The organism is Paenibacillus cymbidii (assembly GCF_004764705.1).
In the GTDB taxonomy this organism is placed as follows: domain Bacteria; phylum Bacillota; class Bacilli; order Paenibacillales; family NBRC-103111; genus Paenibacillus_AN; species Paenibacillus_AN cymbidii.
The window spans coordinates 1-17942 of the sequence record NZ_SHLX01000022.1 but is presented as its reverse complement, the minus strand read 5'-3'; the positions used below and the strand labels follow the sequence as shown (position 1 = coordinate 17942).

Genomic DNA, 17942 nt, shown 5'->3' with positions numbered 1-17942 from the left:
GGCGGCTTTAGCGGAAAGGCAGGTACAAGGTGGATTTATTTTCCTATCAAGCGGAGCGACGGACGGAATCGAAATTGCTGGCGGATCGCATGCGGCCGATTGCGCTTGAAGACTATATCGGGCAAGAGCACATCGTTGGCCCCGGCAAGCTGCTGCGGCGCGCGATCGAAGCCGACCAGGTCAGCTCGATCTTGCTGTACGGCCCTCCGGGAACGGGGAAAACGTCGCTGGCCCATATTATATCGCATCGGACCAAAGGCGAATTCGTCAAGCTGAACGCCGTCGACGCATCGGTCAAAGACGTGCGCGAAGTGATCGAACAAGCCAAACAAAACCGCGATCTATACGGCCGCAAAACGATATTGTTCCTCGACGAGGTGCACCGGTTCAATACGGCGCGCCAAGACGCGCTGCTGCCGGCGGTGGAGCAAGGCATTATCGTGTTCATCGGCGCCACCACGGAGAACCCGTTCCACCACGTGAACGGCGCGCTCTTGTCGCGCTCGACGCTGTTCGAGTTGCACGCACTGACACACGAGCATGCGCTGGAGGCGATGCGCCGCGCGCTCGCCGACAAGGAGCGCGGGCTCGGCTTGCTGCCGCTGCAAGCGGACGAAGACGCGCTGCGGCATATCGCTTTCGTCGCCGGCGGCGACATTCGCCGCGCGCTTAACGCGCTCGAACTGGCGGCGCTGACGACAGCGCCGGATGCCGACGGCACGGTACGGATCACACTGGAGGCGGCGGAGGAGTCGATCCGCCGGCCAACGGTCAAGGCGGACGAATCGACCCAGTACGACGTGCTGTCCGCCTTTCATAAAAGCATTCGCGGCTCCAGCGATGCGGCGTTGTTCTGGTTTTTGTACGCCGTCGAGAAACTGGGCATGGACCCGATGACGTTCCTGCGGCGGCTGATCGTCGCCAGCAGCGAAGATATCGGGCTGGCCAATCCGCAAGCGATGGTGCAGTCGGTAACCGCGATGGACGCCTATCACAAAATCGGTTGGCCGGAATCGAAATATGTGATCGCCCAGGCGATTTTGTTCGCGGTCGAAAGTCCGAAGTCGAACTCGATTCCGCTGGCGCTGGGCAACATATATGCCGCATTCGAGCGCATCGGCGCCGCCGAAGTGCCGCTTCATCTGCGGGACGCGCATTACAAAGGGGCGGAGAAGCTCGGCCACGTCGGCTACCAGTACCCGCACAATTTCCCCGGGCACTACGTTGCCCAGCAGTATTTGCCGGACAAGCTGGCGAACGCCACGTTTTTCGACGCAAGCGAGATGGGCATGGAAGAGAAGATGCGCATCAACCAGCAGCGCCGCCGGAGTTCTTCCGCGCAATAGTTGCGAGGATAAATCGAACAAGACCCGCTTTCAGCCTCATCGGCGAAAGCGGGTCTTGTTCATTAGCGACGCTCCGCTTGCGTCAGCGCAGTTTCTCCACGCGATCGATCGTTCCGCCGCCCAGACAGACGTCGCCGTCGTAGAAGACGACCGCTTGCCCCGGCGTAATGGCTTTCTGCGGCTTGTCGAACACGACGCGCACGCGCATGCCGGCACCGGAGGCCGGCTCGTCCAGCGGCTCCACCGTAACGCCCTGATCGGGCTGGCGGTAGCGGAACTTTGCCGAGCATCGCGCCGGCATGACAGGGGCGGCTCCGCTCGTCCAACTGACGCCGTCGGCAATCAACGACGTGGCATACAGGCGTTCGTCCGTTTCCCCTTGCACAACGTACAGCGTATTCGTCGCCAAATCTTTGTCGGCAACAAACCAGGGCTCGCCCGTGCCCGATCCGCCGATGCCAAGGCCCTGGCGCTGGCCGAGCGTATAGTACATCAGCCCGTCGTGTCTTCCTTTCAGTTCGCCGTCGTAGGTGCGCATATCGCCTGGCTGCGCCGGCAAATATTGACTCAGAAATTGCTTGAAGTTGCGCTCGCCGATAAAGCAGACGCCTGTGCTGTCTTTTTTCTTTGCGGTGGCCAGACCGGCCGCGGCCGCGATTTCGCGCACCTGAGGCTTCGTCAGCTGACCGAGCGGAAACATCGCCTTGGACAGCTGGTATTGGTTCAGCGCATGCAGGAAATACGTCTGGTCCTTGTTGCCGTCGATTGCGCGCAGCAGCAGGTATTCGCCGTCCCGGTTGTCTACCCGGGCATAATGCCCGGTGGCGATTCGTTCTGCGCCAAGGTCAAGCGCCTTTTGCAGAAATTCGCCGAACTTGATTTCGCGGTTGCACATCACATCGGGATTGGGCGTCCTCCCGGCGCGGTATTCGTCGAGAAAATAGGCGAACACTTTATCGTAATACTGCTTCTCGAAATTGACCGTATAACAAGGAATGCCGATTTGCGCGCAAACGCGGCGCACGTCTTCGGCGTCGTCCTCGGCCGTGCAGTGGCCGAATTCGTCCGTGTCGTCCCAATTTTTCATAAAGACGCCGATGACGTCGTAGCCTTGCTCCTTGAGCAGCAGCGCCGCCACAGAAGAATCCACGCCGCCGGACATGCCGAGCACGACGCGCATTTGATTCCGGTTGTTGTCCATTGCGTTTTGCCCTTCTTTCCGTTTCGATCCAACCATTTTACCACAAAAGCAAGCAAAATTATTTTCAGAAAGTTGTCATAAGAACTATTCCCACGAACATTCAATCTATGATACCATATAAAGTACGGATAATGGCCAGTAAGCACGTCTGATTTACCCCTTTTATGGACATGCTGATTGCAGATCACGACATAAAGAGGTGCCGCTTTGAAAATTTCTACTAAGGGCCGCTATGGGCTCACCATTATGATGGAGCTCGCCGGCAAGCTTGGAGAAGGCCCCACCTCGCTTAAGAGCATCGCCGAAAAACACCAGCTGTCGGAGCACTACCTGGAGCAACTGATTGCCCCGCTGCGCAATGCCGGTTTGGTCAAAAGCATTCGCGGCGCTTACGGCGGATACGTGTTGTCGCGTTTGCCGGAGCAAATTACTTCGGGCGACATCATTCGCGTCCTGGAAGGGCCGATCAGCCCGGTCGATTTCACTGAAGAAGACGACCCGGCCAAACGCGACTTGTGGATCCGGATCCGCGACAGCATTGCGGAAGTGCTTGACTCCACGACCCTGCAGCATCTCATCTCCTACGAAGGGGACGCCAAGCAGGATAACTATATGTTCTACATTTGAAAAGGCCGTTCAAAAAGTCGTCTTTTGTTTAATCGGAATTGCAGGCCGAGCTTCGCCACTCCAACTTCGCACACGCTACCTTCCCGGATGCATGGGCGAGCAGTTCGCCGTCAGGTAGGACGCATACCCGAGCAGTCAGCGGGAGCTGACGACCAGGGCGAACGACCAGCCCCGGTGCACAAAAGCCAACTTTTTGAACCGCCTTGTGACAGGTGAGGCAATGACAGGCATTTATTTGGATCATGCGGCGACAACGCCGATGCTCCCGGCCGTTCGGGACGTCATGTTCTCTTGCATGACCGGCGGCTTCGGAAACGCATCAAGCTTGCACGGCTTCGGACGCCGGGCGAAGGCGACAATCGAGGACGCGCGCGCGACAATCGCGGAGGCGATCGGCTGTTCGCCGCGCGAAATCATCTTTACCAGCGGCGGCACGGAAAGCGACAATCTGGCGCTGTTCGGCGCAGCGGCGCTGGCGCAAGGCAAGCGGCGGATCGTGACGACGGCGATCGAGCATCATGCCGTGCTTCATAGCTGCGCACAACTGGAACGCCAAGGGTTTGAAGTCCGTTATATACCGGTACATAAGACGGGACAACTGCAATGGGAAGCGCTGGAACGAGCGATTGATCAAGACACGCTGCTCGTGAGCGTCATGTACGGCAACAATGAAGTAGGGACGCTGCAGCCGATCGCACGAATTGCGGAACTGGCTCGCCAGCGCAACATTTTGTTTCATGTTGATGCGGTGCAAGCGCTGGGCTATTGCGACATCGATTTGTCTGCGCTTCCCGTCGACCTGATGAGTTTCTCGGCTCACAAGCTGGGCGGACCGCAGGGAGTAGGAGCGCTGTATTGTTCCTCCCGCGTCAAGCTCGGCGCCCAAATGTTTGGCGGCGGCCAAGAGCGGAAGCGTCGCGCCGGCACGGAAAACGTCGCCGGAATTGCCGGTTTTGCCGCTGCCGTTGCGCAATCGTTACAATTTCGTGAACAGCGACAACAAAATGCCCGCCTGCTTCGTCAAATGATGCAAGATGAGCTGGCCCGGTCGCTGCCGGAACATGCGTTCGTCGTCAACGGCCATCCGGACGAAGCCGAGCGGCTGCCGCATATTTTGAACGTCAGCTTCCCCGGCATCTCGACGGAAACGATGCTGATGAGGCTTGATCTGGAAGGCATCGCCGCCGCCAGCGGATCGGCTTGTTCGTCCGGCGCGCTGGAAACGTCGCATGTGCTGTTGGCCATGGGGCTGGAGCCGGAAGTGGCCGGCTCCGCGATTCGGTTCAGCTTCGGCGACGGGAATACCGAGCGCGAAATTATTGCCGCAGCGAGAACAGTTGCAACCATTTTCAAATCATTGCGTAATAAATCCTGAGCGATAGTACCAAACGTAGTATAAACGAACCGAAATTGACCAAAAATGATACGAAGGCGACCGATTTCGCCGAATGCCGGCAGGTGCCCGATAAGAGCGGGCGAACGGATGTTTACGCAAGGAATGAAATGGATAAGGAACTAATTAGATGCGTGAAGCGTATTCGGACTATGGTCGGCAACAACCGTCGGACCAGGGGAACGGACATGGCAGATAACCTTCTTGTGTCGACAACATTTTATGAGGAACAGGGTGAACGCGATGATGCGGTGTCCAAATTGCAACTCCAAAGATATTGGCAAAATCGGCTCGCACCAGTTTTATTGCTGGGGCTGCTTTATCGAATTGACGGTCAACGGGGAGAAAATGTCGGTCTACCAAGTCGAGGAAGACGGCACGTTAAGCTCGCTCGACGATTTGTTCTTCGAAGAGGAAATGCCGCAAGTGCATGCGAACTGACATGCCGACAGGCGGAAAACGAACGTCCCGATTAGACGCATACGGCGCCGAAGCTTTCGGTCCGGCAGCGGAAGGGGACGTTTTTTTGTTGCAATCTCCCCCTCATTGTCGTTTTGCCGAACAAGCCGCATAGGATGCGCCCGTGCCGTCCAACCTATGGGAAAAACGTTCCGATGCTTTCGATGCGAGTTATTGCTTGCACGGAAACATTTCGCTAAACGTTCAGGAGGGCACAGCATGGAACCTTTCTACCGCAGCAGATGGTTTACGATTCTCGTCTATGCGCTGCTCGGCCTGTTCATCCTGTTCATGTTAATGCAGATCAGGCCGCTGCTTGGCGGCGTCTACCGCTTCCTGCGGGCGATTCTGGCCCCGTTCCTGCTGGCGATGATGCTGTCGTACGTGCTGCATCCGATCGCCAGCGCGCTGCAGCGGCGCAAAATGCCGCGGAGCGTCGCCGTGCTGCTCATTTATGCCGTCTTTTTGACGGGCACGGCGGTTGTGGTCGTCAATGTGATTCCGATGTTCAATGCGCAACTGAACGAGCTGAACGAACATATGCCGCAACTGACCATGAAAGCGGAAAGTTTGATGAGCACGCTGAACGACAACGACTACATGCCCGCCAGCGTCCGTTCCGGCATCAACCATTCGCTGGCGAAGCTCGAATCGAGCATCTCCGCCGCCGTGTCCGGCTATTTGTCGCGCATCGGCAATTTGATCAATATGCTGTTCGTGGCGTTCATCATCCCGTTCCTGGCGTTTTACATGCTGAAGGACTACCAAATTTTTCAGCGGCTGGCGCTGGCGCTCATACCGAAACGGCATCGCGAGGGGACGGTCGAGCTTGTCGCCGACATGGACACCGCGCTGGGCAATTACATTCGCGGCCAGTTTCTCGTTTGCGCCATCGTCGGCGTACTTGCCTACGTCGGCTATTGGGCGATCGGCATGCCGTATCCGCTGCTGCTCGCCGGCGTAGTTGCCGTGTTTAACGTCATCCCTTATGTCGGCCCGTTTTTCGGGGCTGCGCCGGCAGTCGTGATGGCCGCCTCCGTATCCTGGAAAATGGTGCTTTACGTCATGCTCATCAATACGGCGATTCAAGTGCTGGAAGGAAACATCATTTCGCCGCAGGTAGTGGGACGGACGCTGCATATGCACCCGTTGACGATCATTTTTGCGCTGCTGGTGGGCGGTGAGTTGGCCGGCATTGTGGGGATGATTCTGGCGGTGCCGGTTTTTGCCGTCATGAAGGTGCTGGTTCAGCACATGCAGGTGCACTGGAGCAGAAGGCGGGCGACCTGATCCAAAAAGCAAAGCGGCTTGCGGCGCGTGGCAGCGATTCGAACGATGCGCCGGGAGGCAAAAAAGTACCCCGCGCGGCAAACCGGCGGGGTCAATGGGATTTTGAGGACTGAGGACCGATTGAGGATGGAAATGAAAATCATTATCAATTGATAATACTATACCGCGGCCATATCCGTTTGTCAAGCGTTGCCTCTATGCAGTACCATGCAGCCCGCTTGCGCCCCATTCGCCGCGCATGAGTTGACACCGCGGGGCGCGGTTGATTATAATTTTCCATAAAGCGTCGACGAATTCGAGTACGTCACACCTGCGTCGCAGAGAGAGGGCTACGCAAACCCGGCAACGGGGTTGCGGCTGCAAGAGCCCTTACGCCAAGGATGACCGAAAGCTGTTTTCCGAGCGCGGATCAACTCCGCCGGCTGGACCCGTTACCGTCCGCAGAGGAGATTGCAGCAAGGGCCGGAAGGGCGACTGCGATAACCAGGGTGGTACCGCGAACAATTCGTCCCTGTTTCAGGGGCGATTTTTTGTTTTTTTCCGCATCACTTACGAGAAATCAGGAGGTTCGACTCATGAAAGCAAGTGTCATTCGTCAGAAGTGGCTCGATTTTTTTGCATCGAAAGGCCACCAGATCGAGCCGAGCGCGCCGCTCGTGCCGCACAACGATCCGTCGCTGCTATGGATCAATGCCGGCATGGCGCCGCTCAAGCCGTACTTTGACGGCCGGGTGAAGCCGGATAATCCGCGCATTGCCAACTCGCAGAAATGCATTCGCACGAACGATATCGAAAATGTAGGCAAAACGCGCCGGCACCATACGTTTTTCGAAATGCTCGGCAACTTTTCGATCGGGGACTATTTTAAAGAAGAAGCGATTACGTGGGCCTGGGAGTTTCTGACCGATCCGCAGTGGATCGGCTTCGACCCGACCCGGTTGTCGGTGACGGTGTATCCGGAAGACGAAGAAGCGTTCGCTTTCTGGAACAGCAAAATCGGCCTGCCGCAGGAGCGCATTTACAAGCTGCAGGACAATTTCTGGGATATCGGCGAAGGGCCGTGCGGACCGTGTACGGAAATTTTTTACGACCGCGGCGACGCGTACGGCGATCTGAACGACCCGGAATGCTGGCCAGGCGGGGAAAACGAACGTTTCCTCGAAGTGTGGAACCTGGTGTTCTCGCAGTTCAACCATAACAAGGACGGCAGCTACACGCCGCTGCCGAACAAAAACATCGATACCGGCGCCGGCCTCGAACGATTTGCTTCGATTCTGCAGGACGTCGATTCCAACTTTGACACCGACTTGTTCCGGCCGATCATCGATCGCACCTGCGAGATCGTTGGCGCAACCTACAAGGCGAATGCCGAACACGACGTCGCGCTGAAAGTGATCGCCGACCACATCCGCACCGTGTCGTTCTCCGTCGGCGACGGCGTGATGCCGTCGAACGAAGGGCGCGGCTATATCATTCGCCGCTTGCTGCGGCGCGCGGTGCGCTACGGCAAGGTGCTCGGCATGGACGAGCCGTTTCTGTACCGGCTGGTGCCGGTTGTGGGCGACGTCATGGGTGTGTACTACTCCGAGGTCGTGGACAAGCGCGAGTTCATCGAACGCGTCATCCGCACCGAAGAGGAGCGGTTCCACGAGACGCTCAGCGACGGTCTTGCCATTCTGGCCGGTCTGGCCGAAGACGCGCGCAAGGCCGGGCAAGCGCTCATCGCCGGTGCCGATGCGTTTAAACTGTACGATACGTACGGCTTCCCGTTCGATTTGACGGAAGATTTTGCCGCGGAACAGGGGCTGACCGTCGACCGCGAAGGCTTCGACGCCGCGATGGAGGAGCAGCGGAAACGCGCCCGCGAAGCCCGTCAGGAGACGGAAAGCATGAAGGTGCAAGGCGGCCCGCTGTCCGATTTCACGGATAAAAGCGAATTTGTTGGATATAATGAGTGGATAACAAGCGCTTCCATTATTGCCATCGAATACGAAGGGCAACTGGTCGATGTCGTAGGCGCCGGCACTCGCTGCCGCATCATCCTCGACCGCACGCCGTTCTATGCCGAAAGCGGCGGTCAGGTGAGCGACAGCGGCACCTTGACGACGGCCGGGGCGAAAGCGCTCGTCGAAGGCGTCGGCAAAGCGCCGCACGGGCAGCACGTGCATGACGTGCTGGTCGAGTCGGGCACGCTGCGCAAAGGCGAACGCGTCGAGGCGGCGGTCAACCGATCGAACCGCGACGACATTACGAAAAATCATACCGCCACCCATTTGCTGCATAAAGCGCTTAAGGAAGTGCTTGGCGATCACGTCAATCAGGCAGGTTCGCTTGTCGAGCCGGATCGGCTGCGCTTCGACTTCTCGCATTTCGGCAGCATCAGCGCCGAGGAGCTGCAGGAGATCGAGCAGCGGGTCAACCGCCAAATTTGGCACAGCACGCCGGTCGTGATCGAGTCGAAGCCGATCGCGGAGGCGAAGGCAATGGGCGCAATGGCGCTGTTCGGCGAGAAGTACGGCGACATCGTGCGCGTCGTGCAAGTCGGCGATTACAGCATCGAACTGTGCGGCGGCTGCCACGTGCAAGCGACATCGCAGATCGGGTTGTTCAAGATCGTCAGCGAAAGCGGCATCGGTTCGGGCGTTCGCCGCATCGAGGCCGTGACCGGCCGCAAGGCGTACGAGTTCCTCGACGAACAGCTGCAATTGCTGAAGTCGTCGGCCGCCCTGCTCAAATCCGGTATCGCCGACGTGCCGAAGCGGATCGACGGTTTGCTCGGCCAGTTGAAGGAGCTCGGCCGCGAGAACGAATCGCTGCGCGCCAAGCTGAGCCAGGTGGAAGCGGGCGGGTTGGCCGATCAGGTGCAGACGGTCGCGGGGATTTCGCTGCTCGCCGCCAAAGTGAACGGCGATATGGACGCGCTGCGGACGATCGTCGATCAGATGAAGGCGAAGCTGCCGTCCGCGATCATCGTGCTCGGCTCCGTCAGCGGCGACAAGGTGAATCTGGTAGCGGCGGTGACGCCGGATTTGGTCGCCAAAGGCTACCATGCCGGCAAGATCGTCAAGGAAGCGGCGGTTCATTGCGGCGGCAGCGGCGGCGGCCGTCCCGACATGGCGCAAGCCGGCGGCAAAGAGACGGCGAAGCTGGACGAAGCGCTGCAGCTTGTGCGCAAACTTGTCGAACAACCGGCGGCCAAATAGCGGCAGCGCGGATCGTGGCGGATGAAGATGAATATTTTTCCCGGCCGCGGAGGAATTTTTCCGCCCGGTAGAGAATATATCACAGTAGACTAAAGAAGCAACAGTTCGCATGCGGGAGGTGCCGGTGATGAGTTCCATGGACAAAACGATGAAATTCGACGTGAAGCCGGATGCGATCGAAACATCGCCTAAGGAAGTTTTGCTGGCCGTTTACGACGCGCTGCAGGAGAAAGGCTACAACCCGATCAACCAGATCGTCGGGTACTTGCTTTCCGGCGATCCGGCATATATTCCTCGCCACAACAATGCGCGCAGCCTGATTCGCAAGCGCGAGCGCGACGAGTTGATCGAGGAGTTGGTCAGGTCCTATCTGACGCAGAACAAATAACATGCGTTCGATGGGGCTGGACTACGGGGACAAGACGATCGGAGTCGCCGTCAGCGACGAACTGGGCTGGACCGCGCAGGGCTTGGAAGTGATCCGGCGGCGATCGCAAGCTGACGATCTGGCGCGGCTGCAAGCGATCGTCTTGCAATACGAAGTGACGGAAATTGTCGTCGGTTTGCCGAAAAACATGAATGCCACGATAGGCCCGCGCGGGGAGTTATGCCTTGCATTCGCGGAAACCCTGCGGCATGCGTTGCGATTGCCGGTTCATATGTGGGACGAACGCTTGACGACCGTCGCCGCGCAGCGTACCCTGCTTGAGGCGGACGTCAGCCGCAAGAAACGCAAGCAAGTCGTCGACAAGATGGCTGCCGCGTTGATTCTCGAAGGCTATATCAATTCCAAACGATGAGGTGAAGGCGCATGACGGCGAATGACGACAAGCACTTGGAAGAAGAACCGGAAATCATTTACATTCCGGACGAAGAAGGCAACGAGGAAGAATTCGAAGTGATCATGAAATTCGAAGTCGACGGCTCGGACAAAAAGTACATGATGGTCGTTCCCGTCGAAGGCGGTGAAGACGAGGAGTCCGAAGAAGTGTACGCCTTCCGCTACGAGGAAGACGGCGACGATCTGCAGCTGTTTACGATCGAAGACGAAGACGAATGGAATATCGTCGAAGAGACGTTTAATACGCTTATGGAGCAAGCCGAGGAAGAGGAAAGCTGATGAGCGGCCTGCAGAGCAAGCCGTTCGAACCGATTCGCGTGCTGCGCGACGTTTACGGCGACGCCGTGGAATTGATCGGCGACAAGGGGGCACCCGTCACTTATGCGGTGCTCTCCGAGTTTGCGCTGGGCGAAACGATGTATGCCGTGTTGCAATCGGACAAGATGAAGCGCGACGACGATATCGTGTTGTATCGGATCGGGCGGAACGACTCGGGCGAGCCGGAACTGGAAACGATCGAAGATGACGACGAGTGGGAAGACGTGCTGGAATATTACGACGAAATGACGTTTTCGTTCGACGATGAAGTATAATTCGCAAGAAGGACGGCTGCGGTCGTCCTTTTTTCGAGTCGAGCAGGTTGTCGGACTACATTTTGGGCTTGATGGAGGGTTAGGCACGTGTCGGAGCATTGGCAAGCAACGGATCCGGAGGATGAGCCGAGAAGAGGCCGCGGCCTGCGCATCTTCCTCTGGATATTTGGCATACTCGTGCTGCTCATTGGCGGCGCGGCGGTTGCCGGTACGTATTATGTCAAACATTTGCTGACGCCGCCCGCGGCGAAGACGGAAGCGGTGCGAGTGACGATACCGCCTGGAGCGGGTACGGCGAAGATCGCCGCCGTTTTGGAGAAACAGGGTTTGATCCGCAATCATACCGCATTCGTCTATTATATTAAATCGATCGGCGAAGGCTCCCGTTTCCAGGCAGGAGAATACGATATGACCCCCGGCATGACGATCGAACAAATCGTCGACAAGCTGAACGACGGCGATACCGTGAAGAAAGAAACGGTGCGCTTCACTATTCCGGAGGGATTTACCGTGCCGCAAATCGCAGCGAAGCTCGGCGAACTCGGCATTGCGAATGCCGAGGCGTTCCAGCGGCTTGCGGACGACCCGAAGACGATGGCGGATTCCCCGTGGCTGGCCGACATTCCGGCCGATAAGTCGCTTACGCACCGGCTGGAAGGGTATTTGTTCCCGGAAACATACGAGATGGCCAAAGGGAGCAGCGAGCAGGAAATACTGGCGCGTATGATCGAAGAGTGGGAACGGAAAACGGCGATGCTGCCGCCGGACTGGCGCAGCCAGATGGACAAGCTCGACCTCGACTTCCACAACCTGTTGACCGTGGCGTCGCTAATCGAACGGGAGGTTGTCGTGGACAAGGAACGGCCGCTCGTCGCCGGCGTCATTTACAACCGGCTGAAGCTGAAGATGCCGCTGCAAATCGACGCAACGGTGCAGTATGCGCTGGGCGAAACGAAAGAGCGGCTGCTGGAAAAAGATTTGCAAATCAAAAGCCCGTACAACACGTATTTGAACGCAGGTTTGCCTCCCGGGCCGATTTCGAATGTCGGCATCGCTTCGGTGCGAGCGGCGTTGTACCCGGAGTCGTCCAAATATTTGTATTACGTCACCAAAAAAGACGGCACGCAAACCCACCTGTTTGCGGAAACGCTCGACCAGCATAATCGCAACATCGCCGCGAGCAAACAAACGGCCAAACCGTAACTGACGGAAGCGCCGGGCAAATCTTGCGGAACGATAGCGCCCCCGGATTCATTCGGGTATAATATAAAGATTGTGAGCAAGTGATGGCGAAGGGAAGCGAAGTCAAATGGCAACCAAATCGGAGCTGCTCGTTACCGCAGGTTCGGTGCGGGAAGCGGAAGCGCTCGTCAAAGCCGGCGCCGACGCCGTCAGTGTCGGTTCGTCGCGTTACGGCGTCAGGGTAGCCGGCGAAATGGCGGCGGAACAAATCGGCGAGGCAATCAAGATCGTTCACTCTCTCGGGAGCAAGGTATACGTGCTCGTCAACAATATCATGTCCAACGGCTTGTTGCCCGAGTTGGCGGATTACATCAAGCAGGTGGCGGATTACGGAGCCGATGCGCTAGTTTTTGGCGACCCGGCCGTGCTGATCGCCTGCCGCCAGGCCGGCGTCAAGCTGCCGCTGCATTGGAACGCGGAAATGACGACAACGAATTATGCTTCGGCCAATTATTGGGCGGGCAAGGGGGCAACAAGGGCCGTTCTTGCGCGCGAGCTGAATATGGAGCAAGTGCTGGAATTCAAACGCCATGCGGCGCTGGAAGTGCAGGTACAGGTGCACGGAATGACGAACATTTACCATTCCAAGCGGCCGCTGGTCGCCAATTACTTTCAGCATCAAGGCAAGGAGTCCGGGCAGGAGAAGCTCGGAGCGGAACGCGGCTTGTTCGTGATCGAAGCGGAGCGGCGGGACGAGAAGTACCCGATCTTCGAAGATGCGAACGGGACGCATATGATGAGCGCCGAAGACATCTGCATGCTGGAAAGCGTGCACGAGCTGATAGAAGGCGGCATCGACAGCTTGCGCATCGAAGGGCTGATGAAGTCGCTCGCTTATAACGAAGCGGTCGTGCGGGCTTATCGCACGGCGATCGACGCTTACGCGGCCGATCCGGCCGGCTACGAATTTAATCCCGAATGGCAAGAGCCGATCGAAGCGCTGCAGCCGGCGGACCGTCCGCTGTCATTCGGATTTTTTTACAAAGATCAGGTGTATTGAGGTGAAAAACAGGATGACCATTGTCAAGGAACAGCCGGGCACGCCCGGCGGCAAACGGCAGCTGAAACGACCCGAGCTGCTTGCGCCGGGAGGCAGCCTGGAGAAGCTGAAGTTTGCGATCCATTACGGAGCAGACGCGGTCTATATCGGCGGGCAGAAGTACGGTCTGCGTTCGAGCGCCGACAATTTTACGTTCGAGGAAATGCGGGAAGCGGTGCAATTCGCGGACCGGTACGGGGCCAAAGTATTCGTGGCGGCGAACATTTACGCGCACAACGAAGATTTGGCGGAGCTGGACCACTACTTGCGCATGCTGCAGGAAGTTGGCATCGCGGCTATTATCGTCGCCGATCCGGCGATTATCGAAACGTGCCGGCGCGTGGCGCCCAAGCTGGAAATCCATCTGAGCACGCAGCAGTCGACGATGAACTGGCAGGCAGTGCAGTTCTGGAAGGAAGACGGCGTTCACCGCGTCGTGCTGGCGCGTGAAGCGAGCATGGAAGAAATCGTCGACATCAAGCGGCACGTCGATATCGAAATCGAAACGTTCATTCACGGCGCGATGTGCAGCTCGTATTCCGGCCGGTGCGTGTTGTCGAACCATTTTACCGACCGCGATTCGAACCGCGGCGGCTGCTGCCAATCGTGCCGCTGGAAGTACGATTTGTTCGAGGACGGCACGGCGGAGGCGAGCGGGCTCGTGGCCGAGGAGAGCGCCAAAGCGCTGTTCGGCGCGGAGGACGACCCGTTTTCGATGAGCGCCAAAGATTTGTGCATGATCGAATACGTGCCGCAGATGATCGAGTCGGGCGTAGAAAGCTTCAAAATCGAAGGCCGGATGAAAAGCATCCACTACGTCGCGACCGTCGTCAACGCGTACCGGCAAGCGATCGACGCTTATTTGGCCGACCCGGACGGCTACGAACTGAAGCGGGAATGGGCGCTGGAAATCGGCAAAGCGGCGAACCGGCCGCTGAATACCGGCTTTTTCTTCGATACGCCGGGACATGAGGACCATATATTCGAACCGGAGGACAAGGCGGTGGCTTACGATTTTGCCGGACTTGTGCTCGATTACGATCCCGTGTCGCAAATGGCGGTTGTACAGCAGCGCAACCATTTCAAACCGGGGCAAGAAGTCGAGTTTTTCGGCCCGGGCGGCACCGGCTTCAAGCAAGTCGTCGGCAAGCTGTACGATGAAGAGGGCCTTGAGCTCGATGCGGCAAGACATCCGATGCAAAAAGTGAAATTTGTAGTGGATCGCCCCGTCGCCTATTTCGACATGATGCGCAAAAAGTCGGGCAAATCGGCCAAATAACGACAACAGCCTGTGGCTTGCGGCCGCGGGCTGTATGTCGTGTTGTCCAATTTTGTCGAAAAAATGAAATCAGTGTTTACAAAATGGAAAGGCGATGGTATCGTTACTGATAGGAATAACATCCCAACTTGTCAGACAACAATGTGACATATGGCGCATGCGTTCATATACAAGGGCTAACTTTTCCGAAAGGAGAGGGCGCAAAGCCGCGGATCTAAGGCCTTACGAGGCTATGATAGCCGGGTTGCTATAGCGGACGGACCAGCTTGCCTTAGACTGACTGCTCCGTAATTACGAAGCGGTTTTTTTGTGTGTCGAAAGGTTGCCTATGAAAATGTTTTCATAGCGGTTTAAGCCAAAAATAGGAGAGGATTACGCTTTAAATTGTCGAAATAATTCCTTAGAGTGCCCGAGACGAAAGCGAGTTGCAATTATTCGAAGGATGGTGGTTCGTAATGAAATCGGCAAAGGACAAATTCAAACAATTGACAAGCTCGCTACGAACGCAAGGCAACGCTGCCACGGCGCCCGAGAACGAACGCAACGTACGTACCACGCGGAACATGCAGTTGCAAAACCCGATCAAATCGGTTGGCATGAAGCTGTTTCTCATCTTTTTTGTTTGTATCATCATCCTTGTATTGGCGGTAGGGCTTTTTTCATACTCCCAGGCCAAACAAATCGTCAAGGACAAGATGGCGTCGGCCACCGGCCAGACGATCGGGCAGTCCGCCGAAAAGCTGCAATTGCAGTTCAGCAATTACGAGTCGCTGACGATGCAGATTTTGACCGACCAGGAATATATGAAATCGGTGCAAGCTTATAAAGACGCGGACCCGAGTTCCTATGAACGGCTGACGTTGTTCAAGACGGTATCCGACAAGCTCAATACATTCACTTCCGGCACGAGCGGCATCGCCGGCGTGAGTTTGATTTCTATCAGCGACGGCCGAGTAATCGGCAATACGTCGACGGGCGACAAACCGGGCATTGCGAACGAAGCATGGATGAAACGGATGATTGACGCAGACGGCGCCGCCGTGTGGCTGGAAACGAGCAAAACCGGCTTTGTTTCCAGCTCTCCCGAACCCGTTCTGGCCGTAGGCCGGCTGCTCAAAAATTTGAATACCGGAAGCAAGGATTTTGTCCTGCTTTTCGAAATCAAGCTTTCCGCCATCAATGAAAGCATCGGCGAATTGAATCTGGGTGACGGCAGCCAGATCATGGTGCTCAACGATAAAGAGCAGATCGTCCGTTCCGAAGACAAAGAGGCGATTGGCACTACGGTCGAATTGAAGCTGGACAAGGAATCCCTCGATGAAAGCTTGAAGACGGCACAAAGCAAAACGAGCACCTTAAACGGTACGGAATCGCTGATCGTTTACAAGAAGTTGAAAACAAGCGGCTGGCTTCTTGCGGCGACGACGCCGGTTTCCGAACTGGTCAAGGACGCGAAAAAAATATTGACGGCCACGATCTACGCGGCGATTATCGCAGCGGTCATTGCGGCGGTTATCGGATTGCTCATGGCGCAAATGATCGGAAGGCCGCTCATCAAGCTGCGCAATTTGATGAAGCAAGGCGAGCAAGGGAACTTGACGGTGCGGACAAATTCGAACCGCAGCGACGAGATCGGCCAACTCGGCGCCAGCTTCAACCAGATGATGGAGCAAATTACTCGTCTCGTCCAGCAGACGAACCAATCGGCGAACGAAGTGTTGGAGAATGCGGGCGAACTGCTTAACGCGTCCAAACAAACGGCAACGTCAGCCAAAGAAATCGCGGTTGCTACCGAAGAAATCGCCAACGGCGCTTCTTCGCTTGCCGTAGAGGCAGAGAAGGGCAACGGCCTTACATACGAAATGGGCAATAAGATGAAACAAGTTATTTTGTCCAACGTGCGGATGGGCGATTCCGCATCGGTCGTTCGCGAGGCGAGCGAACAAGGGTCGCGTTATATGGAAGAGCTGACACTCAAAACGAACACGACCGAAGAAATGACGCGCTCGATGGTGGAGAAAGTCGACAAGCTGAAAGAAAGCACGTCGTCCATCCGCAAAATTCTCGATGTGTTGAACAATATGACGAAGCAGACGAACATTTTGTCGTTGAACGCTACGATTGAAGCGGCTCGTGCCGGCACCGCCGGCAAAGGGTTCATGGTAGTCGCCGACGAAATCCGCAAGCTGGCGGAGCAGTCGAAGCAGTCGATCGACGTCGTCCGGCAAATTACCGATACGATCCAGCTCGAAATCGACGAGACGGTATCCGTGCTGTCGGCGGCATATCCGGTATTCCAGGAGCAGATCGCTTCCGTCAAGGAGGCGGGTATTATCTTCAATCAGGTGCAGACGAATATGGGCGGTTTCGTGCAGCAGCTTTCCGAAGTGACCGAGTCGATCACGGTGCTGGACGAATCGCAGCTTGTGCTTACGGAAGCGATGAGCAATGTCAGCGCGGTATCGGAAGAGTCGTCGGCCACTTCGGAAGAAGTGGCATCGCTCAGCAACGAGCAGCTCAGCGTCAGCCAGGGGCTGGTGCGGCTGTCGGAAAACCTCGAGCGTTTGTCCAAGTCGCTGCAGGATTCGTTGTCCAAGTTTACGGTATAGGAAAGAGTTCGCGGCCTGTCCCCGATTTGTGGGGGCAGGCTTTTTGTATTGGCCGCGGTGTAGTTAAGAGCCCGGCTCCGCGAGTTGGCCGCTGCGCGGCGGGGGTGCTCTTCCGATCGCAACTTGTTTTCGGATGGCCGCGGAATGGAAGCGCCTAGCAGAAGCCATCCGAAAGCCAAAGGCGACCACTCCGTTTCTCCAGAGCACCCCCGCCACTCCGCTCCTTTTCGCTTCGCTAACTAAAAGCACACGAGCGGCGGTGCCTCGCCGCTGTTGGTAAGCCCGGCTCCGCGAGTTGGCCGCTGCGCTAACAAAAGCACACGAGCGGCGGTGCCTCGCCGCTGTTGGTAAGCCCAGCTCCGCGAGTTGGCCGCTGCGCGGCGGGGGTGCTCTTCCGATCGCAACTTGTTTTCGGATGGCCGCGGAATGGAAGCGCCTAGCAGAAGCCATCCGAAAGCCAAAGGCGACCACTCCGTTTCTCCAGAGCACCCCCGCCACTCCGCTCCTTTTCGCTGCTCTAGCCAAAGGAGCATGGTATTTCGAAATAACCCATGTTATCTTGCTTATTTTGCAAAAAACGGCCCCTACCAACAAAATAGCCAATGTTTTTGCTGGCTATTTGGAAGAAAAGTTCGCTTTGGCGCCGTCTTGGGGGAAATAGCCAGTGTTTTCACTGGCTATTTCCAACATTATGGTGCCGTCAAGTAGTTTGTGTAGTAGGTTCTTCCATCGGGACGATGGAGGTCATTTGTTTGGTGTAAAAGGTTGTGGGCGGCCGTAGCCCAAGCGAAGGCGCGGGAGGTTATTTTTTTGCTCCGTA

15 protein-coding genes and 1 riboswitch are annotated in these 17942 nt (G+C 56.9%); of the genes, 14 read left to right on the top strand and 1 reads right to left on the bottom strand.

The window, feature by feature from the left end:
* Nucleotides 1-29: 29 nt before the first annotated feature.
* Nucleotides 30-1346: a replication-associated recombination protein A gene (locus tag EXY20_RS25730; RefSeq protein WP_135555001.1), complete on the top strand. Its 1317-nt coding sequence runs from the start codon at nt 30-32 to the stop codon at nt 1344-1346.
* An 82-nt stretch (nt 1347-1428) separates the two neighbouring features.
* On the opposite strand, the gene mnmA is transcribed toward EXY20_RS25730, so the two are convergent.
* Nucleotides 1429-2547: a tRNA 2-thiouridine(34) synthase MnmA gene (mnmA, locus tag EXY20_RS25725; protein WP_135555000.1), complete on the bottom strand. Its 1119-nt coding sequence runs from the start codon at nt 2545-2547 to the stop codon at nt 1429-1431.
* A gap of 207 nt (nt 2548-2754) precedes the next feature.
* Here mnmA and cymR point away from each other — a divergent pair, with 207 nt between their 5' ends.
* The 13 genes from cymR to EXY20_RS25660 all read left to right on the top strand — a co-directional run bounded on the left by cymR (nt 2755) and on the right by EXY20_RS25660 (nt 17122).
* Nucleotides 2755-3174: a cysteine metabolism transcriptional regulator CymR gene (gene cymR / locus EXY20_RS25720; RefSeq protein WP_135554999.1), complete on the top strand. Its 420-nt coding sequence runs from the start codon at nt 2755-2757 to the stop codon at nt 3172-3174.
* Nucleotides 3175-3394: 220 nt separating this feature from the next.
* Nucleotides 3395-4549: a cysteine desulfurase family protein gene (locus tag EXY20_RS25715; RefSeq protein WP_135554998.1), complete on the top strand. Its 1155-nt coding sequence runs from the start codon at nt 3395-3397 to the stop codon at nt 4547-4549.
* A gap of 261 nt (nt 4550-4810) precedes the next feature.
* Nucleotides 4811-5008 carry a hypothetical protein gene (locus tag EXY20_RS25710; RefSeq protein ID WP_135554997.1) on the top strand — a complete coding sequence of 66 codons (198 nt, stop codon included), beginning with the start codon at nt 4811-4813 and terminating at the stop codon, nt 5006-5008.
* Nucleotides 5009-5245: 237 nt separating this feature from the next.
* Nucleotides 5246-6316 (top strand): AI-2E family transporter, encoded by a 1071-nt coding sequence (locus EXY20_RS25705; RefSeq protein WP_135554996.1) that lies wholly within the window; start codon nt 5246-5248, stop codon nt 6314-6316.
* Nucleotides 6317-6891: 575 nt separating this feature from the next.
* On the top strand, nt 6892-9519 hold the full coding sequence (gene alaS / locus EXY20_RS25700; RefSeq protein ID WP_135554995.1) for an alanine--tRNA ligase: 2628 nt from the start codon (nt 6892-6894) through the stop codon (nt 9517-9519).
* 127 nt (nt 9520-9646) lie between these two features.
* Entirely contained in the window at nt 9647-9907 is a 261-nt protein-coding gene (locus EXY20_RS25695; protein WP_135554994.1) for an IreB family regulatory phosphoprotein, read from the top strand.
* Between the two features lies 1 nt (nt 9908).
* On the top strand, nt 9909-10319 hold the full coding sequence (ruvX, locus tag EXY20_RS25690; RefSeq protein ID WP_135554993.1) for a Holliday junction resolvase RuvX: 411 nt from the start codon (nt 9909-9911) through the stop codon (nt 10317-10319).
* An 11-nt stretch (nt 10320-10330) separates the two neighbouring features.
* Complete coding sequence (locus EXY20_RS25685; RefSeq protein WP_135554992.1) at nt 10331-10639, top strand: DUF1292 domain-containing protein; 309 nt, start codon at nt 10331-10333, stop codon at nt 10637-10639.
* A complete protein-coding gene (locus EXY20_RS25680; RefSeq protein ID WP_135554991.1) occupies nt 10639-10953 on the top strand; it encodes a DUF1292 domain-containing protein in 315 nt (104 codons plus the stop codon). Before EXY20_RS25685 ends, EXY20_RS25680 begins: the two co-directional genes overlap by 1 nt.
* Nucleotides 10954-11040: 87 nt before the next feature.
* Nucleotides 11041-12156 carry an endolytic transglycosylase MltG gene (mltG, locus tag EXY20_RS25675; protein WP_135554990.1) on the top strand — a complete coding sequence of 372 codons (1116 nt, stop codon included), beginning with the start codon at nt 11041-11043 and terminating at the stop codon, nt 12154-12156.
* Between the two features lie 106 nt (nt 12157-12262).
* The gene (locus EXY20_RS25670; protein ID WP_135554989.1) at nt 12263-13195 is read left to right on the top strand and encodes a peptidase U32 family protein; all 933 of its coding nucleotides are present in this window, start codon (nt 12263-12265) and stop codon (nt 13193-13195) included.
* A 13-nt stretch (nt 13196-13208) separates the two neighbouring features.
* Nucleotides 13209-14513 (top strand): peptidase U32 family protein, encoded by a 1305-nt coding sequence (locus tag EXY20_RS25665; RefSeq protein ID WP_135554988.1) that lies wholly within the window; start codon nt 13209-13211, stop codon nt 14511-14513.
* A 164-nt stretch (nt 14514-14677) separates the two neighbouring features.
* A riboswitch (cyclic di-GMP riboswitch) is annotated at nt 14678-14765 on the top strand.
* A gap of 203 nt (nt 14766-14968) precedes the next feature.
* Entirely contained in the window at nt 14969-17122 is a 2154-nt protein-coding gene (locus EXY20_RS25660) for a methyl-accepting chemotaxis protein (RefSeq protein WP_235886198.1), read from the top strand.
* Nucleotides 17123-17942 lie beyond the last annotated feature (820 nt).